Source organism: Moorena producens 3L (assembly GCF_000211815.1).
Taxonomy (GTDB): Bacteria; Cyanobacteriota; Cyanobacteriia; order Cyanobacteriales; family Coleofasciculaceae; genus Moorena; species Moorena producens.
This window is the reverse complement of the sequence record NZ_GL890903.1, coordinates 18,115-36,887: the sequence shown is the minus strand read 5'-3', so window position 1 is coordinate 36,887 and position 18,773 is coordinate 18,115. Positions and strand designations below refer to the sequence as shown.

Genomic DNA, 18,773 nt, shown 5'->3' with positions numbered 1-18,773 from the left:
ATGATCTATTTTAGCCACCATGAGAAAAATCAGAGTTCATTCAAATGTGCGGTTTGGGGTAAGTATTGTGGACGGTTGATGGTGAATTGTCAACGAATTGTCAAGCGAAGGCAGCAATCTTAATAAGAAATAAGAAATAGTTAAGAATTGAGCAATCTAGTAATTATGAACTATTTCAGGCTTACAATTCAAAGTTATAGCACTACGCATTAAGGTGTTTGACATTGATACAAGCAGCAAAAGCTGTCGCAGTTAACTTTTGCCTCTTGCCTCTTGCCAATGCCATTGCGCGTAGCGCTATATGTGCTTGAAGTAGGGTGATGGTGCAAATAACAGGAACAACAAAGTTATTGGGTGTGATTGGTGATCCAGTGGAACATTCTTTATCACCACTGATGCATAACCAAGCGATCGCATCCTTGGGTGTGGATTATGTCTACCTACCTTTACCGGTAAAATCAGCAGATTTGAAAAATGCGATCGCTGGTTTTGAGGCGATTGGTCTAGTGGGCTTCAGTATCACTATTCCCCACAAACAGACTATCATCCCCTTGTTGTCGGAAATTTCAACAGTGGCTCAAGGGGTGGGAGCAGTGAATACTGTGTATCGCAACGATCACGGTTGGATTGGTACGAATACGGATATCGAAGGATTTATCACCCCGTTGCAAGGGTATGACCGGGATTGGACTCAAACTACTGTAGTCATTTTGGGGTGTGGTGGTGCCGCACGAGCTGTAGTAGTCGGTTGTGCTGAACTCGGTTGTACTGAGATTCATGTGGTTGGTCGCAATCAGGACAAGTTAGGTCAATTTAAGGAAAGCTGGATTAATTCTGACCTTGCTATTACTATTCATACTCATGCTTGGGAACAACTACCGGAACTTATAGGCCAAGCCAATTTGTTGGTGAATGCTACTCCGGTGGGAATGTATCCCAACATCGAGCAGTCTCCTGTTGATCAGCTAGCTATGGCCAGGTTGCCGGAAAATGCGATCGCTTATGACTTGATTTATACTCCTAATCCCACTCAGTTTTTACGACAAGCCAAAGAACGGGGAGCGATCGCAATTGATGGATTGGAAATGCTGGTGCAACAGGGAGCAGCAGCTTTCAAAATTTGGTTAGGACAAACTCCGCCAGTGGATATTATGCGTCACGCTCTCCAGGAAAAATTGGGATTGTTGAAAACTTAGCTAAAATTGATGGCGTTGCTGAATCTTGGAATGAATATGAGTGGGGTGGGCATCCTGCCCGCCCGAAAATATCAGGAACAGGCAAGATGCCCATTCTACAGGTGCGACCCAAGGCCGCGAGCAATCCCTCGCGGCCTTGGAGGCGCGCACCTACTATTAAAATCATTCCATTATTAAGCAACGCCCTATCATCTAATACCTAACACCTAAGACCTGTGCAAGGGCGAAAAGCGAGCTACTGACTATCCTTAGTATGGACCTAGAATCCAGTTACCAGGAGCTTCTGGGTCGTCACTGTAAAAGAAATCATGGACATGCTGTAAAACCTCTTCTTTACTGAGATGTCCATCGCCATTTAAATCAAGCTTTGAAAAAATTTCGTCAGTCAAGTTTCCATCTGAGAAGTGAGAGAGGAAGCCCTGTTTGTACTCTTGACGAGAAATCTCTCCATTGCCATCAACATCCAATCGCTCAAAAATCAAATTGGTTAGCTTGGCGATCACATCTTCTTCATAGGATCGTTCGTAGGACTGTGAGGTTTTAATTCCAGATTGGCGCTCTAACCACAAAGGCCGATATTGCTCCTTGAAACTAAGTTGTTTGGCTTTATGTTCCAGAAATTCTTCTAGAGTCACTTCGCCATCATCATTAATGTCCACTTCTTTTTGCAAGTTCTTCCATAAAGTTTTGAACTGAGAACAAATGATGTTATATTCCAAAGAACCCGGTTGATAACCTTGAACTTTTGCCTGAGACTGAGCCATCTTTTCATAGTCAGCTTCAGTGATGACTCCACTACCATCAACATCGTATAAATCGAATAGTTTCTTCAGTTTTCTCTTCTGCAATTCGGTTAGCACCATAGCTTTATCCTGTTGTCAAAAACCCTAACTTAATCACTAATGGCAGCGATGAAAGGAAAGACTTTGTAGTGCATTGCACAGATGCCTTCCTCAGTTGTCATATAAGTCCCCATCGGGGTTTTTGGGCTACACCCTGCACCAAATATCTTGCACTGACACGGTTGAAATACTCCCGTTAGGATAGTCATGCACTGAGCAAACTGGACATCAGCGAGTTTTAATTTGGGTAGGTTAAATTTTACTTCAGCATCAAATTGAACGTAATCAGACCGCAGTCTTAATCCTGAAAAATCAACCGAACCCATGCCACGCCACTCATAGAATTCACGGGGTTCAAATACCTCGCAAATGGTTTGTAGAGCTTCTGAATCGCCTTCTGCTGGTACTTGTGCCTGGTCTTGTAATTCTGCATGACCATCCACCAATTGCTGTAGCAGGGTTTGGGTGGCTTTCAATATAGCCTGGTGACTAGAATCAGCAATGATGATCGGTTTGCGGTAAGACTCAACAAAAAAGCGATAAGGTTCAAGACCAATTACCGAAGCAACTTCAGATGCACAGATCAACCCGTCAATGTGTATCGATGGGGAGTCCAGAATGGCTTTGATAGCCGGAATTAGGGTCATGTGGTTGCAATAAACGCTGAAGTTGCTAATCCCTTCAGCAGCAGCTTGCCCAACTGTTTGCGCTGTACTTAGTACGCTATCTTCGTAGCCTACTGCAAAGAAAACAACCTGTTTGCTAGGATTTTCTTGGGCAATTTTCAGGGCATCTTGGGGTGAGTTGATAGTACGGATATCAGCTCCTGTCCCTCGAATTTCTGAGAGATTTTGTTGAGAACCCCGAATAGTCATCACCTCAGAGAAGGTTGTCAAGATAACATCAGGTTTTTGAGCGATCGCCAGTGCATGATTAACGCGATCAATGGGCAGTGACCATGCCGCCTTACCGTAACCTTGGACAAATTCCAGATGTTCGAGAGCAATGCCATTGAGGTTATGGCTTGCAATGGCAAGGGTTTGCTCACCAGAGACTGCCATCAGTTTAACGGGGCGTCTCAGCTTCGGTGTCAATGAACTGCTAAGACCTGTGATATCTTGCAATATTGTTTGAGTTGGCTTTGATTGGAAAGATTCAACAAGTTCAGTCATAATTTTTTTCACTCCTTATTCAGGACGAATGAATGCCCTACCCTGCCAGAATCGTGTGGACTAAATCCCATAGAATGTGATACGTCGGCAGATGGCTTTCCTGAACCCTGTGAATGCTGGTGTTTTCGACGATCAGGCAGTAATCGACATCTGGGCTTGTTGCCATTTTGCCGCCCTTGCCCCCTACCAGAGCGATTGTAACCATGCCCATTTTTTTGGCTTGGGCAAAACCCCCCAGCACATTTTTAGAATTACCACTGGTAGAAAGGCCAATGATTGCATCACCTTCTCGTCCGTTAGCTAGCAACTGGCGTGCGAAAACTTGGTCAAAACCGAAGTCGTTACTAATTGCAGTAATTGCAGTAGAATCCAGTGACAGATTGATCGCCTCAAGAGAGGGTTTTCCTACACCAATGGGATGGATAAACTCAATGGCAATATGGGCTGCGTCACAGCTAGAGCCACCATTGCCCATGGCTAGAAGCCGTCCGCCATTTCGATACACTTGAGCCAAGGCACGAGCGGCTGCGACAAGGGTAGCACCATAACGCTCAAAATACTTTTTCTGAACTTCTCGGCTTTCAGCCGCTTTTTGAAGCACTGACTCTAATAACGATTGGTCTAGTACATCACTGCTACGTGTTTTGCCCTCTAAAAAAGGGTAAAGGTTATACAAAGGTTGAGCTACAGTCATGGTTTTGACCTTGATATTTTTTGTGGTCAAAAAATATCATAGCACTCGAACTAAAGATTAATAGATATTTCTGCTCCGAAGTCCCAGGGTAAGCGCAAGAATCAATCAGGAGGCTGAGGGGGTGACATGATCCCTTAAAAGCTTACTATATAAAGCTTTGAGGCCAATTATCTCAGGAAAGATCAACTCCCAAATTGACCCTACGCATGATTTTCTGAAAGCTCAAACCCTTATAACATAGTCCAAGGTCAGCCCCAAACAGCATGTATCTTTTTATAACTAATGGGCTGAACTTATTACCCAGTAAGGATTTTAGCTTGCATGTCACCCCCCCAGATCAGGAGGTCTTATTCTAAACACTATTGAGATTAACTTTTAATAGTGCTGAGTTATCTTGGCTTAATATCCTGATAATCCTTGCCCGATCTCACATTTTGGATCAATTTTTATGGTGCTTACCCTGGCTTATTTACCAAGGATATCTACCCTGTTGCTATGGTAAATTAGTATCAAATAAGATGCACCCACTTCCATTAACCCAAAACGAAATTACTCATAGCAATTGAGAATAGTTTAATTTAAATCTCGGCAAGAAAAATAGTGATACCAAGGCTTGGGTGGGCTAGTGGTATCGGTAGGGAAAGAGGTGAGAATGATCGTACCATCCGGACCAATCATCCAGCCTTGAGCTTCCACAATCCGTTTTGGCTTAGAATTCTGTGGAATAGAATTGTGTTCGGTCGATGGCGCTAACGTCTGATTCTTATCAAGATTGTGATCAATTTCACTAAGGGTTTGATCCTCAAGAGTCACCCAATCAGCAATGATGGCTTGACCGATAATCGGGTCGAAGGGACTGGCCGGAATGCCACCTCGTCCAGTAACAATAAATTCACCAAGTTCATCTACCGAGACTTTCCCACTTCTCGGACAGCTAGCAACAATGAGTGATGATGGGTCAGTTAAATTAATTGGTAGTTGATCTAATCCCCGAGAAGGGTCAATATTGCCCGTATTGATGGTCACTATTCCTTGTGGACCAGACTCAGAACTGGCATCGATATCATTAGTGCGATTTTCCTCAATGGCTTCGCGCTCCTCAATCAAACGGACATCTTCGGCCTCAATGGTGATCTCACCGCCTTGACCCCGTGCAGCTTTGGCAATGATATCGCTACCATCAGGACCAGTTGGGGGAAAGGCAATCAAGACGTCGGTATCAATATCAATATTGCCACCCGTAGCTTCTTCAGAAGCCTCTGCGGAGATTAGGCTTTCGTTGAGCATCACTATCGATTCTGATACGTCTAGTGTGATATTCGCTCCATCTTCACCTCCACTCAGTTGAGTTTCAGCTAAAAGTGTGCCGTTGTCAAGCAACAGGGAATTAGCTTTAATGTCCAGATTTCCTGCTATCCCTTTCTCACTTTTGACTGTTATTTCCCCTTCATCCTCAACTTTGAGGGCATCAGTATTGATTGTGATATCGCTGGCTTGACCGATAGCTTTCTCTTTAGCAGCGCTGGAAATGACTCCACCATTAACAGTTAGTGTATTGGTGGTTAAATCTATAGGTCCACCGTTACCATTACTATTGGTGCTAGCATCTAAGGCTCCGCCATCAGTCACAGCAATTGAGTTAGCGTTAATTTTAATCTTACCACCGTTGCCCTGTGTTGACCTAAGATCCACACCAGTCAAGATCTGACTAGGTTGGTCATTAATGCCCACTCCGTCTATTAAAACCTGATCATCAACCGTAATGATCACATTGCCACCATTTCCCTTCTCTTGAGTACCAGATTGTAACCTAGCACCTCCAGTAATCGCCAATGAACCTTCTTTAACTTTGATCTTGATATCGCCACCATTGCCATCGCCATTACTTCTAACATTACTAAATATGCCAGTAGTGATTGACCTGGTTTTGTCCACTCCGTCAAGTAAAACCACTCCGTCAACTAAAACGCGATCGCGAGCTTTGATTTCCACATCACCCCCGTTTCCTTTGCCACGGGTTTCGGCATTTATCACAGCACCGTTGGTAAACGAAACTGACCGACCTTCAATCAATACGTTGCCACCGTCGCCCTCTGCTGTTTGTCTAACTCGAGTGAATATAATACTTGAAAAGCTTGACACCTTATTATTCCTGTTTTTATTTCTGAATATTAAAGCGCCATCAAAGATAACGTCATCCTCAGCAATAATTGATATGTTGCCAGCCTTTCCTTTGTCATATATTTCAGCACTTATTTGACCGCCATTGGTCACAAAAACTGACTTTCCCTTTATGGTGATGTCGCCACCATTACCTATAGCTTGTGGTTTGTTGCGAAACCTTGGGTTTTCTCTATCTCGACCGACCCGAGAGCGCAACCCGCTGGCTAGTGTCAGATCACTGTTTACCCCGTCAATGGTAACTGTATCGCGAGCTGTTATAGTTATATTGCCCGCATCTCCTATTCCCAGGGTGTCAGCTACGAGTCTAGCACCATTGCTGATAGTGACTGATTCGGCATCAATCGATATATCTCCTGCGCTGCCGATTACGGAAAAATCCACTTCGGTCAGAATCGAGTTACTGTTCTGGTCAACGATAACTTGGTCATCAGCAATAATTGTTACATCTCCACCATTTCCCTGTCCTTTGATCCTCGACTGCAAGAAAGCATCATTCATAAACAAAGAGCCTGTGGTCATGGAAATACCACCACTATTACCGATAGCGTCTTGTTCTATGTTGTTGAAAATTCCAGTAGTGTTAGGATTTTCCGGTTTCCCTTCAAAGGTGACTGTATCATCAGCAACAATAGTCACTTTCCCTGCATCAGCTTGACCAAAGGTACTGGTTTCGATCTGAGCACCGTTTTTGGCAGAGAGTGAGCCAGTATCAATAGTGATATCCCCACCCTTTTCTGTTCCGAAGGTGTTGCTAATAATGAAACTGTTGTCAAGGGATAGTTGATCATTTGTAACCACGGTAATATCCCCTGCTTTACCAGAAGCGGAAGAGGCATCAATGCGTCCGCTTATTTCAATGGGGCCCCGATAATCAATCAAGACCTCACCACCATTCCCTGAAAACCTCTGGTTACTCGTATCATTCATAAGCTTCTTATTGACTACCTTGGCTATGGTGCCGTCACCAGTTAGAAGTGAACTAATTTTCAGGGTTTCACTCACTAACGATGGATTAGCTTGATACTGATTGGTTAACAATACTAGTCCATTGGGAGCATTAATCGAGATGTCACCAATTTCTATATCTGCACTAGTAGCACCAGTCCCAAAGTTAGAGCCTAAGTTTCCACTATCGGTATTTCCTGGAAAACCCGCCAGTAATGTCCAATCTATGCCAGCACGGATATCTAGGGTAGGTTGGTTACTGCCATCTATCACTACCGATGTTCTCGCTTCGTCGGACAAGGTCACATTAGCCAGACTAGCTAAGAAGGGATTGGAGTTATCGGGGCTAATCGCATTATCAGCGGTATCGGTAGAGTTAATTTCGATGTCCCCAACGGTAACACTACCTCCTGCCAAAATATGGAGTGATGCTCCGGTATAGTTTCCTAAACTGACATCCCCATTGGCCAGAATTATCGGATCATGGGGACTGACTAAATTTCCCGGTAGCCCATCCAACTGTTCGATACTGACACTGCCGCCAGCGGAATAGTAAGCATTCCCAGCGATAGGATTATGCGATTGCAACCGTAAATCAGAACCAGCAAATAAACCACTTAGGACATGGTTATGGGCAGCAATATCAATTGACTGATTGCCCTGAATTAGCAGCAAGCCACCTGCTGACAACCTAAAGGGTTGCGCTACACTATCCCTAATCGTGACTGTATCTTCTGCGAACAGAGTTAAATCCCTAGCAGCTTCCAGTTGACCTTGTAAATCCAGATGGCCAGCGGCTAGGGTTAAATCTTGTCCTACTGCTAAATTCCCAGCATTTGTAATTGTGCTCCTCGGGTCATATTTGCCATACTGCAATCCTGGGGTGATATTAATGGTTAACAGTGGCGGGGCTTCTGGTGATGTGGCACTAAACTCCTGGCCATCACCAAATACCAAACTATTGGCAGTAGAGGCGAAAAAGGAACCAGCTACATCTAATCTCGCCTGATCTCCAAACACAATACCATTGGGATTGAGTAAAAACAGATTCGCTGGCCCATCTACTCCCAAAGTGCCTAAAATATTGGATAGATTACTTCCGGTTACCCGTGTTAAAATCCTCTGAATCCCAGAGGGATTAGCCAAATAAACTCGTTGTAGTTCTCCTACATTAAATTCAGCAAAACTATGGAACAAATTCTCCCCACGAGTTGCTCCCCCTTCAATTAAATCTGCCAGCGCCCCCTTGACCTCTACATTAGGAGTTACCCTTGACGCTTCATTTCCCAAGCTGCCATCGGGAGTAAGTTCAGCTACAACTGGAGCAGAAAACCCCCAAGCAAAACGGGAGCATCCCATTTTGGAAACAATATTACCCAAAGCAACGATATTTCAAGGGTTTCAGCCCCCTAAAAAGAGCTAACGTGCCAAATTGGGATGCTCCCAGCAAAACATCCGGTTAGGCAAATTATCCTTAATTCTAAAAATGCACCAACAGCCATAAGCATCCTAACCAATAAAATCGGATTATTGGGAAATTATATAACAGATTTTAAATTAGGATCATCAAAACAATTTGAACTTAACTAATCTTAATTAGTAGGTAAATTATTAAGTAAATCATTAGGTAAATCATTAGGTAAATTATTAGGTGGGAATCCAACAGGACTTAAGCCGCCAAACAGTTTTACTAAGGAATAAGATAAGTAAGTACGTAAGCATATGCGCTACAGATGGTGCTACTTGAGGTGCCGTCAGCCGTCAGTGGTCAGTAGTCAGTGGTCAGTGGTCAGCTTATTTTATTCAAAAACACCGATCTAGTAGGATGGCACAGTCTTCGACGCATCGGACCTAAGCCATAAGCACCTCAAGTAGCGTGCGCGTAGCGCATAAGCTGATAGCACCTCAAGTAGCGTGCGCTAATCGCTGACCGCTGATAGCTGATAGCTTAAGTAAGTACTACCATTAGAGGACTAATAGAGCACTAACTATGGGCAATACCTTTGGACATTTGTTTCGGATCACGACATTTGGAGAATCCCACGGGGGTGGGGTTGGGGTAGTCATTGATGGCTGTCCACCGCGACTGGAAATTTCTGCGGCAGAAATTCAGGTAGAACTAGACCGCAGGCGTCCGGGTCAGAGTAAGATTACTACTCCTCGTAAAGAAACCGATACCTGTGAAATTGTTTCGGGAGTATTTCAGGGCAAAACCCTGGGCACACCAATTATGATAATGGTGCGCAATAAAGACACTAGGCCCCAAGACTATAGCGAGATGCAAAAAACGTATCGGCCTTCCCATGCTGATGCTACCTATGATGCTAAGTATGGCATTCGTAACTGGCAGGGGGGAGGACGTTCCTCAGCCCGGGAAACCATCGGGCGAGTGGCAGCGGGTGCGATCGCAAAAAAAATTCTCCGGCAAGCTACTGGTGTAGAAGTCATTGGCTACGTCAAGCGTATCAAAACCTTAGAAGGTATCGTAGACTCCAACACCGTCACTCAAGACCAGGTAGAAAGTAATATTGTTCGTTGCCCTGATTCCGAATGTGCTCAACGGATGATTGAGCTCATTGAAGAAACTGGACGTAGCGGTGATTCCGTTGGGGGTGTAGTAGAGTGTGTGGCTCGCCATATACCCAAAGGCTTGGGAGAGCCAGTATTTGATAAGCTAGAAGCCGATTTAGCCAAAGGGGTGATGTCCCTACCAGCTAGTAAAGGTTTTGAGATTGGCTCTGGCTTTGGGGGCACTGTACTTACCGGCAGTGAGCATAATGATGAATTTTACACAGACGAAACCGGTGCAGTGCGCACGGTTACCAATCGCTCCGGTGGGGTTCAAGGTGGCATTAGTAACGGCGAGACTATTATTATTAGAGTAGCGTTTAAACCCACTGCTACCATCCGCAAAGAACAACGTACTGTCACCAGTACTGGTGAAGAAACCATTCTAGCTGCTAAAGGACGTCACGACCCTTGTGTCTTACCCAGGGCCGTACCTATGGTAGAAGCAATGGTTGCTTTGGTATTGTGCGATCACCTGTTGCGTCATCAGGGTCAGTGCGGTACTTTGAAGCATTAACTTACCAATGAAGACAAGCACTTCCTCCGAGTTTTCGGTTAAATTTTGGGGAGTCCGAGGCAGTATACCTAGCCCTGGACGGGAGACAATTCAATATGGCGGCAATACGTCTTGTGTAGAGATGCAAGTGGCTGGGTTACGCCTGATTTTTGATGGCGGTACTGGCTTGCGGTTGTTGGGAAAAAGCCTTAAGCAGCAGTTACCCATTGAAGCTTATTGGTTTTTTACTCACTACCACTGGGATCATATTCAAGGCGTGCCATTTTTCATTCCAGCCTTTGTGGAAGGGAACATTTTACATATTTATGGCGCACCTCCCCCCGGGGATTGCATGGAGCAACACTTCAAGGAGCGGGTGTTACACTTGAATGCTCCAGTTCCTACTAACAAAGTAAAGGCAGATTTGAAGTTCTATGACTTAGAACTAGGTCATAACACTGTCACCATAGACGATATTACCATAGAAACTGCTCCTTTGAATCATCCTAATGGTGCTATAGGCTATCGCGTAAGCTGGCAAGGGCATTCCGTGTGCTACTGCACCGATACAGAACATTTTCCTGACCGCCTTGATCAAAATGTGGTGTATCTAGCCCGTGATGCTGATGTATTAATATACGATGCTATGTATACCGATGAAGAATACCACAACCCCAAATCTCCCAAGGTAGGTTGGGGACATTCCACCTGGCAGGAAGGGGTGAAGCTGGTAAAAGCTGCTGGTGTTAAGAAACTGGCTATCTTCCACCACGAACCTAATCACTGTGATGATTTTCTCGACAAGCTGGCAGTGGAAGTTAAAGAAGTGTTTGATGGCGCGTTTATAGTCAAAGAAGGGATGATTGTTACGGTCAAGTAATGGTGAAGGGTTCAGGTTGAAGGTTTGATGTTGAAGGTTGAAAGTTTAAGTGTTGAAGGTTTAAGGTTTAAGGTTTAAGGTTTAAAGTTGAAGTGTTGAAGGGTTAAGGTTTAACGTTGTTGATCATTATTTGTCTACCGGAAAAGCATAGATGCCCAGATGGTTAGCAATTGCCCGTTGGCGCGTAGGCATACGGGTCTGAATCGGTGAATTTAACACCCGTAGCTTATTGTTATTTGCTACTACCAGAGTGGTGGAACCACCCCCATCCAAATTGAGGGCGCTATCGGCTCCTAATTCTTGAATAATAGTAGTCAATTCAGCCAAAGTAACCCCTTCGCTGTAAAAGCGCTGGCGACCATCAACAATAATTAACCACAAAGTTTTGCCTGATTTATCAATAGCGACAGCAGTGCGGGGATACAATAGTTTCTCATCTGTATTATCTCCCAATACTGCTGGCTTCCCTTCCTTTAGTAAAATTTCTCTACCGGCTATTCCCTCAGATGTGCCTAGAGGACAACGGTTTTGATAGATTTGAGCTTGGAGAAGCTTTGAAATACAAAGCACTGAATAATTTTTTGATTTTGGTGGAGCATAGGATTTACCATCAGAGATAACTTGCCCTTCTACTCTGACCGGATCACCAGGTTTAGGATAGGAGTCCGGTGGATACTCCCGAAAAGGATAAAAGAAACTACCGTTGATAGCTAATTGTAAGTTAAACTCTCGCACAAATTCCGAGGTAGTCCGGGCAGCAAATTCGTTTTTATTGATGGTATTTCCTGGTGTTACTAATAGTTTAATTCCTGGTGCGGTTAGGTCTATAGTAACAATATGTACCATCAGGGTACGGGGAGATTTGCGAGCATCTCTTTGATACACAATGCCTGGGAAAAGTTGTTGCTGCTTGTCGGTGGGAAGCGGACGCTTGAGCAGTAATGTGCCATAGATCAAAAGTGGCACGCTCACAATACTGATGCTAGTGGTAAGCAGAATTCGCTTTACTCTAGTTATATTTAATTTTTTCATGCTCTAAGCTAGAGTGCATTTAAACTATATATTAATGGGTTTGATTTATACTATATTTTGGGATAAAATAGCTATAACAATCCTCAATTAATAGTGATATTTTTTTGCCTACTCCCTACTCCCTATTCCCTATTCCCTATTCCCTATTCCCTACTCCCTACTCCCTACTTCCTACTCCCTACTCCCTACTCCCTATTCTCTAATGGTAAAGCATAAATTCCCAGATGGTTGGCAACTGGACGTTGGCGCGTAGGAATACGGGTCTGAATCGGTGAATTTAACACCCGTAGCTTAGTATTATTTGCTACTACCAGAGTGCTTGAACCACCCCCATCCAAATTAAGGGCGCTATCGGCTCCTAATTCTTGAATAATCTTATTCAACTCAGCCAAGCTAACTCCTTCGCTGTAAAATTTCTGGCGACCATCAACAATAATTAACCACAAGGTTTTGCCTGATTTATCAATAGCGACAGCAGTGCGGGGAGAAAATAAATTCTCACCGCCACGACCTCCCAATACTGCTGGCTTTCCTTCTTTTAGTAAAATTTCTCTACCGGCTAGTCCCTGAGATGTGCCTATAGGACAACGTTTTTGATAAATTTGAGCGCGGAGAAACTTTGAAATACAAAGCACTGAGGAAGTTGCTTTTGGAGGAGCATAGGATTTGCCCTCAGAGATAACTTGGCCTTGTACTATGACCGGATCAGCACTTTTAGGATAGGAGTTCGGTGGATACTGCCGAAAAGGATAAAAGAAACTACCATTGATAGCTAATTGTAAGTTAAACTCTCGCACAAATTTCGAGGTAGTCCGGGCAGTAAATTCATTTTTATCGACTTTATTTCCTGGTGTTACTAACAGTTTAATTCCTGGTGCGGTTAGGTCTATGGTAACAGTATGTACCATCAGCGGACGGGGTGAGTTGCGAGCATCTCTTTGATACACAATGCCTTGGAACAGTTGTTCCTGCTTGTCGCTGCGAAACGGACGCTTGACCAGCAATCCCCCATAGATCAAGACTGGCACGCTCACAATACTGATGCTAGTGGTAAGCAGAATTCCCTTCAGTCTAGTTATAATTATTTTTTTCATGGTACAATAATAAGTTTATGGATAAAATATTTAAGATTAATCCACCAACTTAACCTACTCGCCTGTCAATGGCAAATTGTCGTGACATTGGTTTGATTGCTGACTTACCGTGGTCGTGTAGGTATCTACCAGATCAGAAATCGACTATGACAGAATCAATTCGCTTCCTCATGTGTCCCCCTGACCACTACGATGTGGATTATGTGATTAATCCCTGGATGGAGGGAAATATTCACAAGTCATCGAGGGATCGCGCTGTAGAACAGTGGCAAAAACTTCACTATGTCATCAAAGAGCATGCCCTAGTCGATTTAGTTTCTCCTCAATCCGGTTGGCCAGATATGGTATTTACAGCCAATGCGGGATTAGTCTTGGGCAAGAATGTGGTGCTTAGCCGCTTCCTCCACAAAGAGCGCCAGGGGGAAGAACCTTATTTCAAGCAATGGTTTGATGACAATGGCTACACTGTCTATGAACTTCCTCAAGACTTACCGTTTGAAGGAGCTGGGGATGCTCTGCTAGACCGGGAAGGGCGTTGGCTGTGGGCTGGCTATGGCTTCCGCTCAGAACTTGATTCCCATCCATACCTTGCTAAATGGTTAGATATTGAAGTTGTGTCCCTGCGGTTAATGGATCAACGCTTCTATCACTTGGACACTTGCTTCTGTCCCCTGAGTGGTGGCTATTTACTCTACTATCCCCCAGCATTTGATTCCTATTCCAACCGCTTAATCGAAATGCGGGTACCACCGGAAAAACGAATTGCAATCACAGAAGCTGATGCAGTGAACTTTGCTTGCAATGCGGTCAATATTGATCAACTTGTAGTGATGAACAAAGCTAGCGATCGCCTTAAAGATCGGCTCAGTCAAGCTGGGTTTGAGGTGATTGAAACCCCCTTGACGGAATTTATGAAAGCTGGTGGTGCTGCTAAATGCCTAACCTTACGGGTAACTGAACCAGTCCGCAGTGAAATCCATGGCAATCAACCGGTTGAAAGTCGCATTATTCGTTTGGAAGGTCATTTGCTTGATTCTGGTATCATCAGCCGTGCCTTGGATTTAATTGTAGGAGGTGGGGGTAGCTTCCAGGTACTTAACTTCGACCTAGGAACACAGCGGCAAAGCACCTCTAATGCTGAACTGAAAGTCTCTGCACCAGATCATGAGGTGATGGCAGAGATTATGACTAAGCTGATTGATCTAGGAGCTGTCACTCCTGCCCAAGAGGTGTGTGATGCTAACTTGGAACCTGTTACTCAAGCAGGGGTTGCTCCCGATGACTTTTATGTTACTACGATTTATCCTACAGAAGTACGGGTTAATTGTGAGTGGGTTAAGGTACAAAATCAACGCATGGATGGTGCGATCGCAGTAACTGAAACCCCAGACGGTGTCATCGCTCGTTGTAAACTGGTGCGGGATTTGGAAGTTGGAGAACAGGTGATCTTGGGAGTAGAAGGAATCCGGACGGTGCGCAAAACTCAATCCCGTGAACAACGCAATCAGCAAGAATTTAGTTTTATGGCATCTGGGGTCTCTAGTGAGCGCCGGGTAGAATTAGTAGTGGAACAAATTGCCTGGGAGCTGCGCCAAATCCGAGACCAAGGGGGCAGAGTAGTAGTGACAGCAGGACCTGTGGTAATTCACACTGGCGGTAGTGAACATTTATCCCGTTTGATTCGACAAGGGTATGTTCAGGCGCTGTTAGGGGGAAATGCGATCGCAGTTCACGACATCGAGCAATCCCTGATGGGAACCTCCTTGGGTGTGGATATGAAACGAGGAGTAGTTGTCCATGGTGGACACCGCCACCATCTCAAAGTCATCAATGCTATCCGTCGCTGCGGTAGCATTGCCCAAGCGGTAGAACAGGGTGTATTAACTAAAGGGGTGATGTATGAGTGCGTCCGCAATCACGTACCATTTGTCCTAGCCGGTTCGATCCGAGATGATGGTCCTCTGCCAGATACCCAGATGGATTTGATTAAAGCACAGCAAGAGTATGCCAAGTTATTGGAAGGGACAGATATGATCTTGATGCTGTCTACTATGCTTCATTCTATTGGCGTGGGCAATATGACTCCAGCCGGAGTGAAGATGGTCTGTGTGGATATTAACCCCGCCGTAGTGACAAAATTAAGCGATCGCGGTTCAGTAGAATCTGTTGGTGTTGTCACTGATGTCGGTTTATTCCTTAGCCTGTTAGTGCAGCAGTTAGATAAGTTAACCAGTCCTTATCTAGTCAAGTAATTAGTTTAACTGTTGAAGAATTAAGAATTAAGAATTAAGAATTAAGAATTCTACATTCTACATTCTACATTCTACATTCTTAATTCTACATTCTTCATTCTACATTCTTCATTGATTACTAAATTATTAACTTGCTTTATAATCGATAGTTTCATTGTCACTAGGAACCAAAACCCAGTCTGAGAGTCTTAGTTTCTGATAAGTTGCCCAGCCTTTAGAACCGCCAGGTACTGGGTAATCTGGGACAGCATATTGGGGAAAAGCTGTGTACGGACGCCAAGCCTCATAAGGGGAAGTCCGCAAGTGCAACATTTTATGTTCATTACTACCAAAGCTCGATAACCAGCACATTTGTTTTACCATGGGATACTCCTTGATTGTGAATTAAAGCTAGAGAGCGTTGGTTAACTGAGCATTTGAACAGTAAGTAGGTGAGAAATTACTCTGAATTGCTGAGTTGCTGAATTCATCGATAATTTAGCAATTCAGTCATGTTAAATGTATTTCTTGCTACCTACGTGATGCACTTAATAATGTTATGCTGTCTCAGCCACCTTGACTCTAACTGGTGTGTTTATTGTTTCTTCAGTAATTTAGCTGTGGATTCCGGAGAATTGGGTTAAGCTAATCGGAATTTAAATGGAAAATTTTCCGTATTAAGCAAAAGTAAGCATTAAGCCCTCAGCGGTCAGCCCTCAGCGGTCAGCCCTCAGGTATCATGCATAAAATCAACCCAGCGTAGCGTGCGCCTATGGGCAATAAATTAAACGAATGCTTACCAAGGCCAAGCTGATAGCTGATAGCTGATAGCTGAACGCGCACGCGTGTGCGTAGCACATAAGCTTACTTCCATACCTTGCTCCCTGAGCTTACTCACTCCAAGGTGGAGGATCTCCGATTAAACTTTGTTTAACGAAATTCCTGAAATGAATTTCACGAATTGACATCTGTCTATAGAGCTCGCACAGCAGATTCTTTGCTTGTTCAAGGTCAAGATTTTGAATTTGCGTCTCAAACACCTTAAGATTGAACTCCTGTTCTAGGGAAAATTCTATTGGTTGATGTTTTTCCATGATGATTTGACTCCTATAAATTTCCAGAAATTAGGGATTGGTTAGAACCCATTACCCACGTTAATTACGAGTGGGTAGCTTGACGCCTTAATTACTTATCACCTTGAGTTGGGATTTTTCTGCAAGGATTAGTGTAAATAGGCTTTCTACTAGTTATGATGGCAAATTTTACGAGACTTTACAGTACCCTTGCGGGTACTTTGTATCCCACCCACACCTATCCTTAACTATCACATCGGTAAAGCAACCAGAAAATGCGATGTTCCTTTGGAACCGCTTTCGGCAAAGCCGACGCTGCGCGAACGCGATTGACCGTAGGTCACGCTACGCGATGAAGCGAAGCTTCCGCGCTTGTGCGATTGACCGTAGGTCACGCTACGCGAACGCGCTTCAGGGGATATCCAGAGAAGCCGGAGCCCCAAATCGTCAGTAAAAATACTTAGCGGTATCTGAGTTCTGATTGCTATATCGATAGTTTCAGAATAATTGGCAGACAAGAGTAGAATGCCTCAGTATTGATCTCAGTTTTTTGTATCAGTTGTTTCAGTTATATGATCTAAATAGATATGTTCAAGGTAAGTTTATGCCAGTTATAGAAGTTAAAACCTATGTAGAGTATCGGGACAGTCAATAACTCACCGCTAAGTCCTATGGGACTATAGCGGGAGCTTGTAGAAGCTCATAGTTGACCAGACTAAGACTTGATAATGGTCTACGTTATTTGAGTCATAACACCTGTAGGTGCGTGCCAGCCTTCAGCTCTGTTGTTAACAATTAAACATCTGTAGAGAGTTAAGGAAGTGTTGTTAACCTAAAAAGCTCTTATAACATTGTCAAGGCAAACTTTACCCACGTTGTGGAGTGTTCAAAGTAATGCGAGTTTTCGTTTTAGATCAAGATAAAAAAACTCTGGATCCATGTCACCCGGCACGAGCTAGAGAACTACTCAAGAAAGGAAGGGCTAAAGTATTTAAGCGCTATCCATTCACTATTATCATGCAGGATAGGAGTGTTGATAATTCTGTAACTCATCCACACAGAATCAAAATAGACCCTGGTTCAAAAACAACCGGAATAGCTGTCATTCAAGAACAGACTGGACGGGTGACAGGTGCATTAGAAATTAACCATCGAGGACAAAACATCAAGAATTCTTTGGAGTCCAGAAGAGCCTTAAGGCGAGGTAGAAGAAGCAGGCAAACTCGTTACCGTAAACCTCGATTTCTCAACCGCAGACGCCCAGAAGGGTGGCTGCCTTCGTCACTAATGAGTCGAATATTTAATATTGAGACCTGGGTGAGACGACTGAGGAAGTTGTGTCCAGTGACTGCAATATCTCAAGAGTTAGTGCGGTTTGACACTCAAAAAATGCAAAATCCAGAAGTGTCAGGAGTTGAATATCAATATGGCGAGCTGTATGGGTTTGAGGTTAAAGAGTACCTTCTTGTTAAATGGGGACACAGTTGTGTCTACTGTGGTGCCATTAATACGCCTTTAGAAGTTGAGCACATTGTTCCAAAATCAAAAGGCGGCAGTAATCGAGTCAGCAATCTAACTCTTGCTTGTCGGTGTTGTAATCAGAGAAAAGGCAACGACCCGATTGAGAAATTTTTAAAGAAAAAACCAACAATTCTCAAAAAAGTATTAACTAAAGCAAAAACCCCTTTGAAAGATGCCGCAGCCGTCAACTCAACCCGTTGGGAATTATGGAGAAGACTAAAATTAACTGGATTACCCGTCGAGACAGGTTCGGGTGGATTGACTAAGTTTAATCGTAAGACTAGGGGTCTCGAAAAAGCTCACTGGATCGATGCTGCTTGTGTAGGTAAAACTACCCCTGGGAAAATTTTACTAAACGGAATAAAACCACTGACAGTAACAGCTAAAGGTCATGGTGTTCGTCAAAGATGCCGACCCAATAAATACGGGTTCCCAAAAGCTCATGCTCCTTCTGCTAAGTTTTTTAAAGGTTTTCAGACAGGAGATATCGTCAAAGCTAACATAAAAAAAGGAAAATATGCCGGGCAGTATACAGGTCGGATAGCTATTCGTTATCGTCCAAGTTTTGTACTAATGGTTCCTGAGAGAAAGATCGATGTTCATCCAAAATATCTAAAAACAATATTTAAGGCTGACGGCTATGAGTATGCGTCTAATTAATAACGATTCGCTATCGCTGGCCGTAGGCCACGCTACGCGAACAATTTATTGACCTGCGGGAATTCCCCGGAGACGAAACCTGTTTATTGTGGAGCCTTTAGAGTCAGTGGGCTATGCAGATGCATGGTTAAATCTTTTTTAATAAGGCGACCCTATCTTACGGTAACTTTAAACCCGCTAAAACT

General features: G+C 43.9%; 15 protein-coding genes. 7 read left to right on the top strand and 8 right to left on the bottom strand.

Annotation, left to right across the window (positions count from 1 at the left end):
• Positions 1-320: 320 nt before the first annotated feature.
• Entirely contained in the window at positions 321-1,196 is an 876-nt protein-coding gene (locus LYNGBM3L_RS13530) for a shikimate dehydrogenase (RefSeq protein WP_008183979.1), read from the top strand.
• Between the two features lie 248 nt (positions 1,197-1,444).
• Here the strand turns inward: LYNGBM3L_RS13530 and LYNGBM3L_RS13525 are convergent, their stop codons facing one another.
• The 4 genes from LYNGBM3L_RS13525 to LYNGBM3L_RS38325 all read right to left on the bottom strand — a co-directional run bounded on the left by LYNGBM3L_RS13525 (position 1,445) and on the right by LYNGBM3L_RS38325 (position 8,392).
• Positions 1,445-2,059 (bottom strand): EF-hand domain-containing protein, encoded by a 615-nt coding sequence (locus LYNGBM3L_RS13525; RefSeq protein ID WP_008183976.1) that lies wholly within the window; start codon positions 2,057-2,059, stop codon positions 1,445-1,447.
• 29 nt (positions 2,060-2,088) lie between these two features.
• A complete protein-coding gene (hypD, locus tag LYNGBM3L_RS13520; protein ID WP_008183975.1) occupies positions 2,089-3,210 on the bottom strand; it encodes a hydrogenase formation protein HypD in 1,122 nt (373 codons plus the stop codon).
• A 37-nt stretch (positions 3,211-3,247) separates the two neighbouring features.
• Positions 3,248-3,904: a D-sedoheptulose-7-phosphate isomerase gene (locus LYNGBM3L_RS13515; RefSeq protein ID WP_008183973.1), complete on the bottom strand. Its 657-nt coding sequence runs from the start codon at positions 3,902-3,904 to the stop codon at positions 3,248-3,250.
• Between the two features lie 573 nt (positions 3,905-4,477).
• Positions 4,478-8,392, bottom strand: a complete 3,915-nt coding sequence (locus LYNGBM3L_RS38325; RefSeq protein ID WP_008183971.1) for a two-partner secretion domain-containing protein — start codon at positions 8,390-8,392, stop codon at positions 4,478-4,480.
• Positions 8,393-9,023: 631 nt separating this feature from the next.
• On the opposite strand from LYNGBM3L_RS38325, the gene aroC reads away from it, so the two are divergent.
• Positions 9,024-10,118, top strand: a complete 1,095-nt coding sequence (gene aroC / locus LYNGBM3L_RS13505) for a chorismate synthase (RefSeq protein WP_008183970.1) — start codon at positions 9,024-9,026, stop codon at positions 10,116-10,118.
• A gap of 7 nt (positions 10,119-10,125) precedes the next feature.
• Entirely contained in the window at positions 10,126-10,977 is an 852-nt protein-coding gene (locus LYNGBM3L_RS13500; protein WP_008183967.1) for an MBL fold metallo-hydrolase, read from the top strand.
• 126 nt (positions 10,978-11,103) lie between these two features.
• Here LYNGBM3L_RS13500 and LYNGBM3L_RS13495 read toward each other — a convergent pair whose 3' ends face one another.
• Positions 11,104-12,009 carry a phosphodiester glycosidase family protein gene (locus LYNGBM3L_RS13495; protein ID WP_008183965.1) on the bottom strand — a complete coding sequence of 302 codons (906 nt, stop codon included), beginning with the start codon at positions 12,007-12,009 and terminating at the stop codon, positions 11,104-11,106.
• A 93-nt stretch (positions 12,010-12,102) separates the two neighbouring features.
• Between LYNGBM3L_RS13495 and LYNGBM3L_RS48625 the strand changes: the two genes are divergently transcribed.
• Positions 12,103-12,225, top strand: a complete 123-nt coding sequence (locus LYNGBM3L_RS48625; RefSeq protein WP_267872027.1) for a hypothetical protein — start codon at positions 12,103-12,105, stop codon at positions 12,223-12,225.
• Here the strand turns inward: LYNGBM3L_RS48625 and LYNGBM3L_RS13490 are convergent.
• Positions 12,195-13,103, bottom strand: coding sequence for a phosphodiester glycosidase family protein (locus LYNGBM3L_RS13490; RefSeq protein ID WP_008183963.1), 909 nt, complete (start codon positions 13,101-13,103; stop codon positions 12,195-12,197). The genes LYNGBM3L_RS48625 and LYNGBM3L_RS13490 overlap by 31 nt on opposite strands.
• 146 nt (positions 13,104-13,249) lie before the next feature.
• Here LYNGBM3L_RS13490 and argZ point away from each other — a divergent pair, with 146 nt between their 5' ends.
• The gene (gene argZ, locus LYNGBM3L_RS13485) at positions 13,250-15,355 is read left to right on the top strand and encodes a bifunctional arginine dihydrolase/ornithine cyclodeaminase (RefSeq protein ID WP_044493102.1); all 2,106 of its coding nucleotides are present in this window, start codon (positions 13,250-13,252) and stop codon (positions 15,353-15,355) included.
• A gap of 126 nt (positions 15,356-15,481) precedes the next feature.
• Here the strand turns inward: argZ and LYNGBM3L_RS13480 are convergent, their stop codons facing one another.
• Together LYNGBM3L_RS13480 and LYNGBM3L_RS13475 are read right to left on the bottom strand one after the other, a co-directional pair.
• Positions 15,482-15,718, bottom strand: a complete 237-nt coding sequence (locus LYNGBM3L_RS13480) for a hypothetical protein (RefSeq protein ID WP_044493099.1) — start codon at positions 15,716-15,718, stop codon at positions 15,482-15,484.
• A 506-nt stretch (positions 15,719-16,224) separates the two neighbouring features.
• A complete protein-coding gene (locus tag LYNGBM3L_RS13475; RefSeq protein ID WP_008183956.1) occupies positions 16,225-16,428 on the bottom strand; it encodes an NblA/ycf18 family protein in 204 nt (67 codons plus the stop codon).
• Positions 16,429-16,687: 259 nt separating this feature from the next.
• Between LYNGBM3L_RS13475 and LYNGBM3L_RS43445 the strand changes: the two genes are divergently transcribed.
• Both LYNGBM3L_RS43445 and iscB read left to right on the top strand, forming a co-directional pair.
• Entirely contained in the window at positions 16,688-16,861 is a 174-nt protein-coding gene (locus LYNGBM3L_RS43445) for a hypothetical protein (RefSeq protein ID WP_154659776.1), read from the top strand.
• Between the two features lie 440 nt (positions 16,862-17,301).
• Positions 17,302-18,588 carry an RNA-guided endonuclease IscB gene (gene iscB, locus LYNGBM3L_RS13470; RefSeq protein WP_008183953.1) on the top strand — a complete coding sequence of 429 codons (1,287 nt, stop codon included), beginning with the start codon at positions 17,302-17,304 and terminating at the stop codon, positions 18,586-18,588.
• The last annotated feature ends 185 nt before the right edge of the window (positions 18,589-18,773 follow it).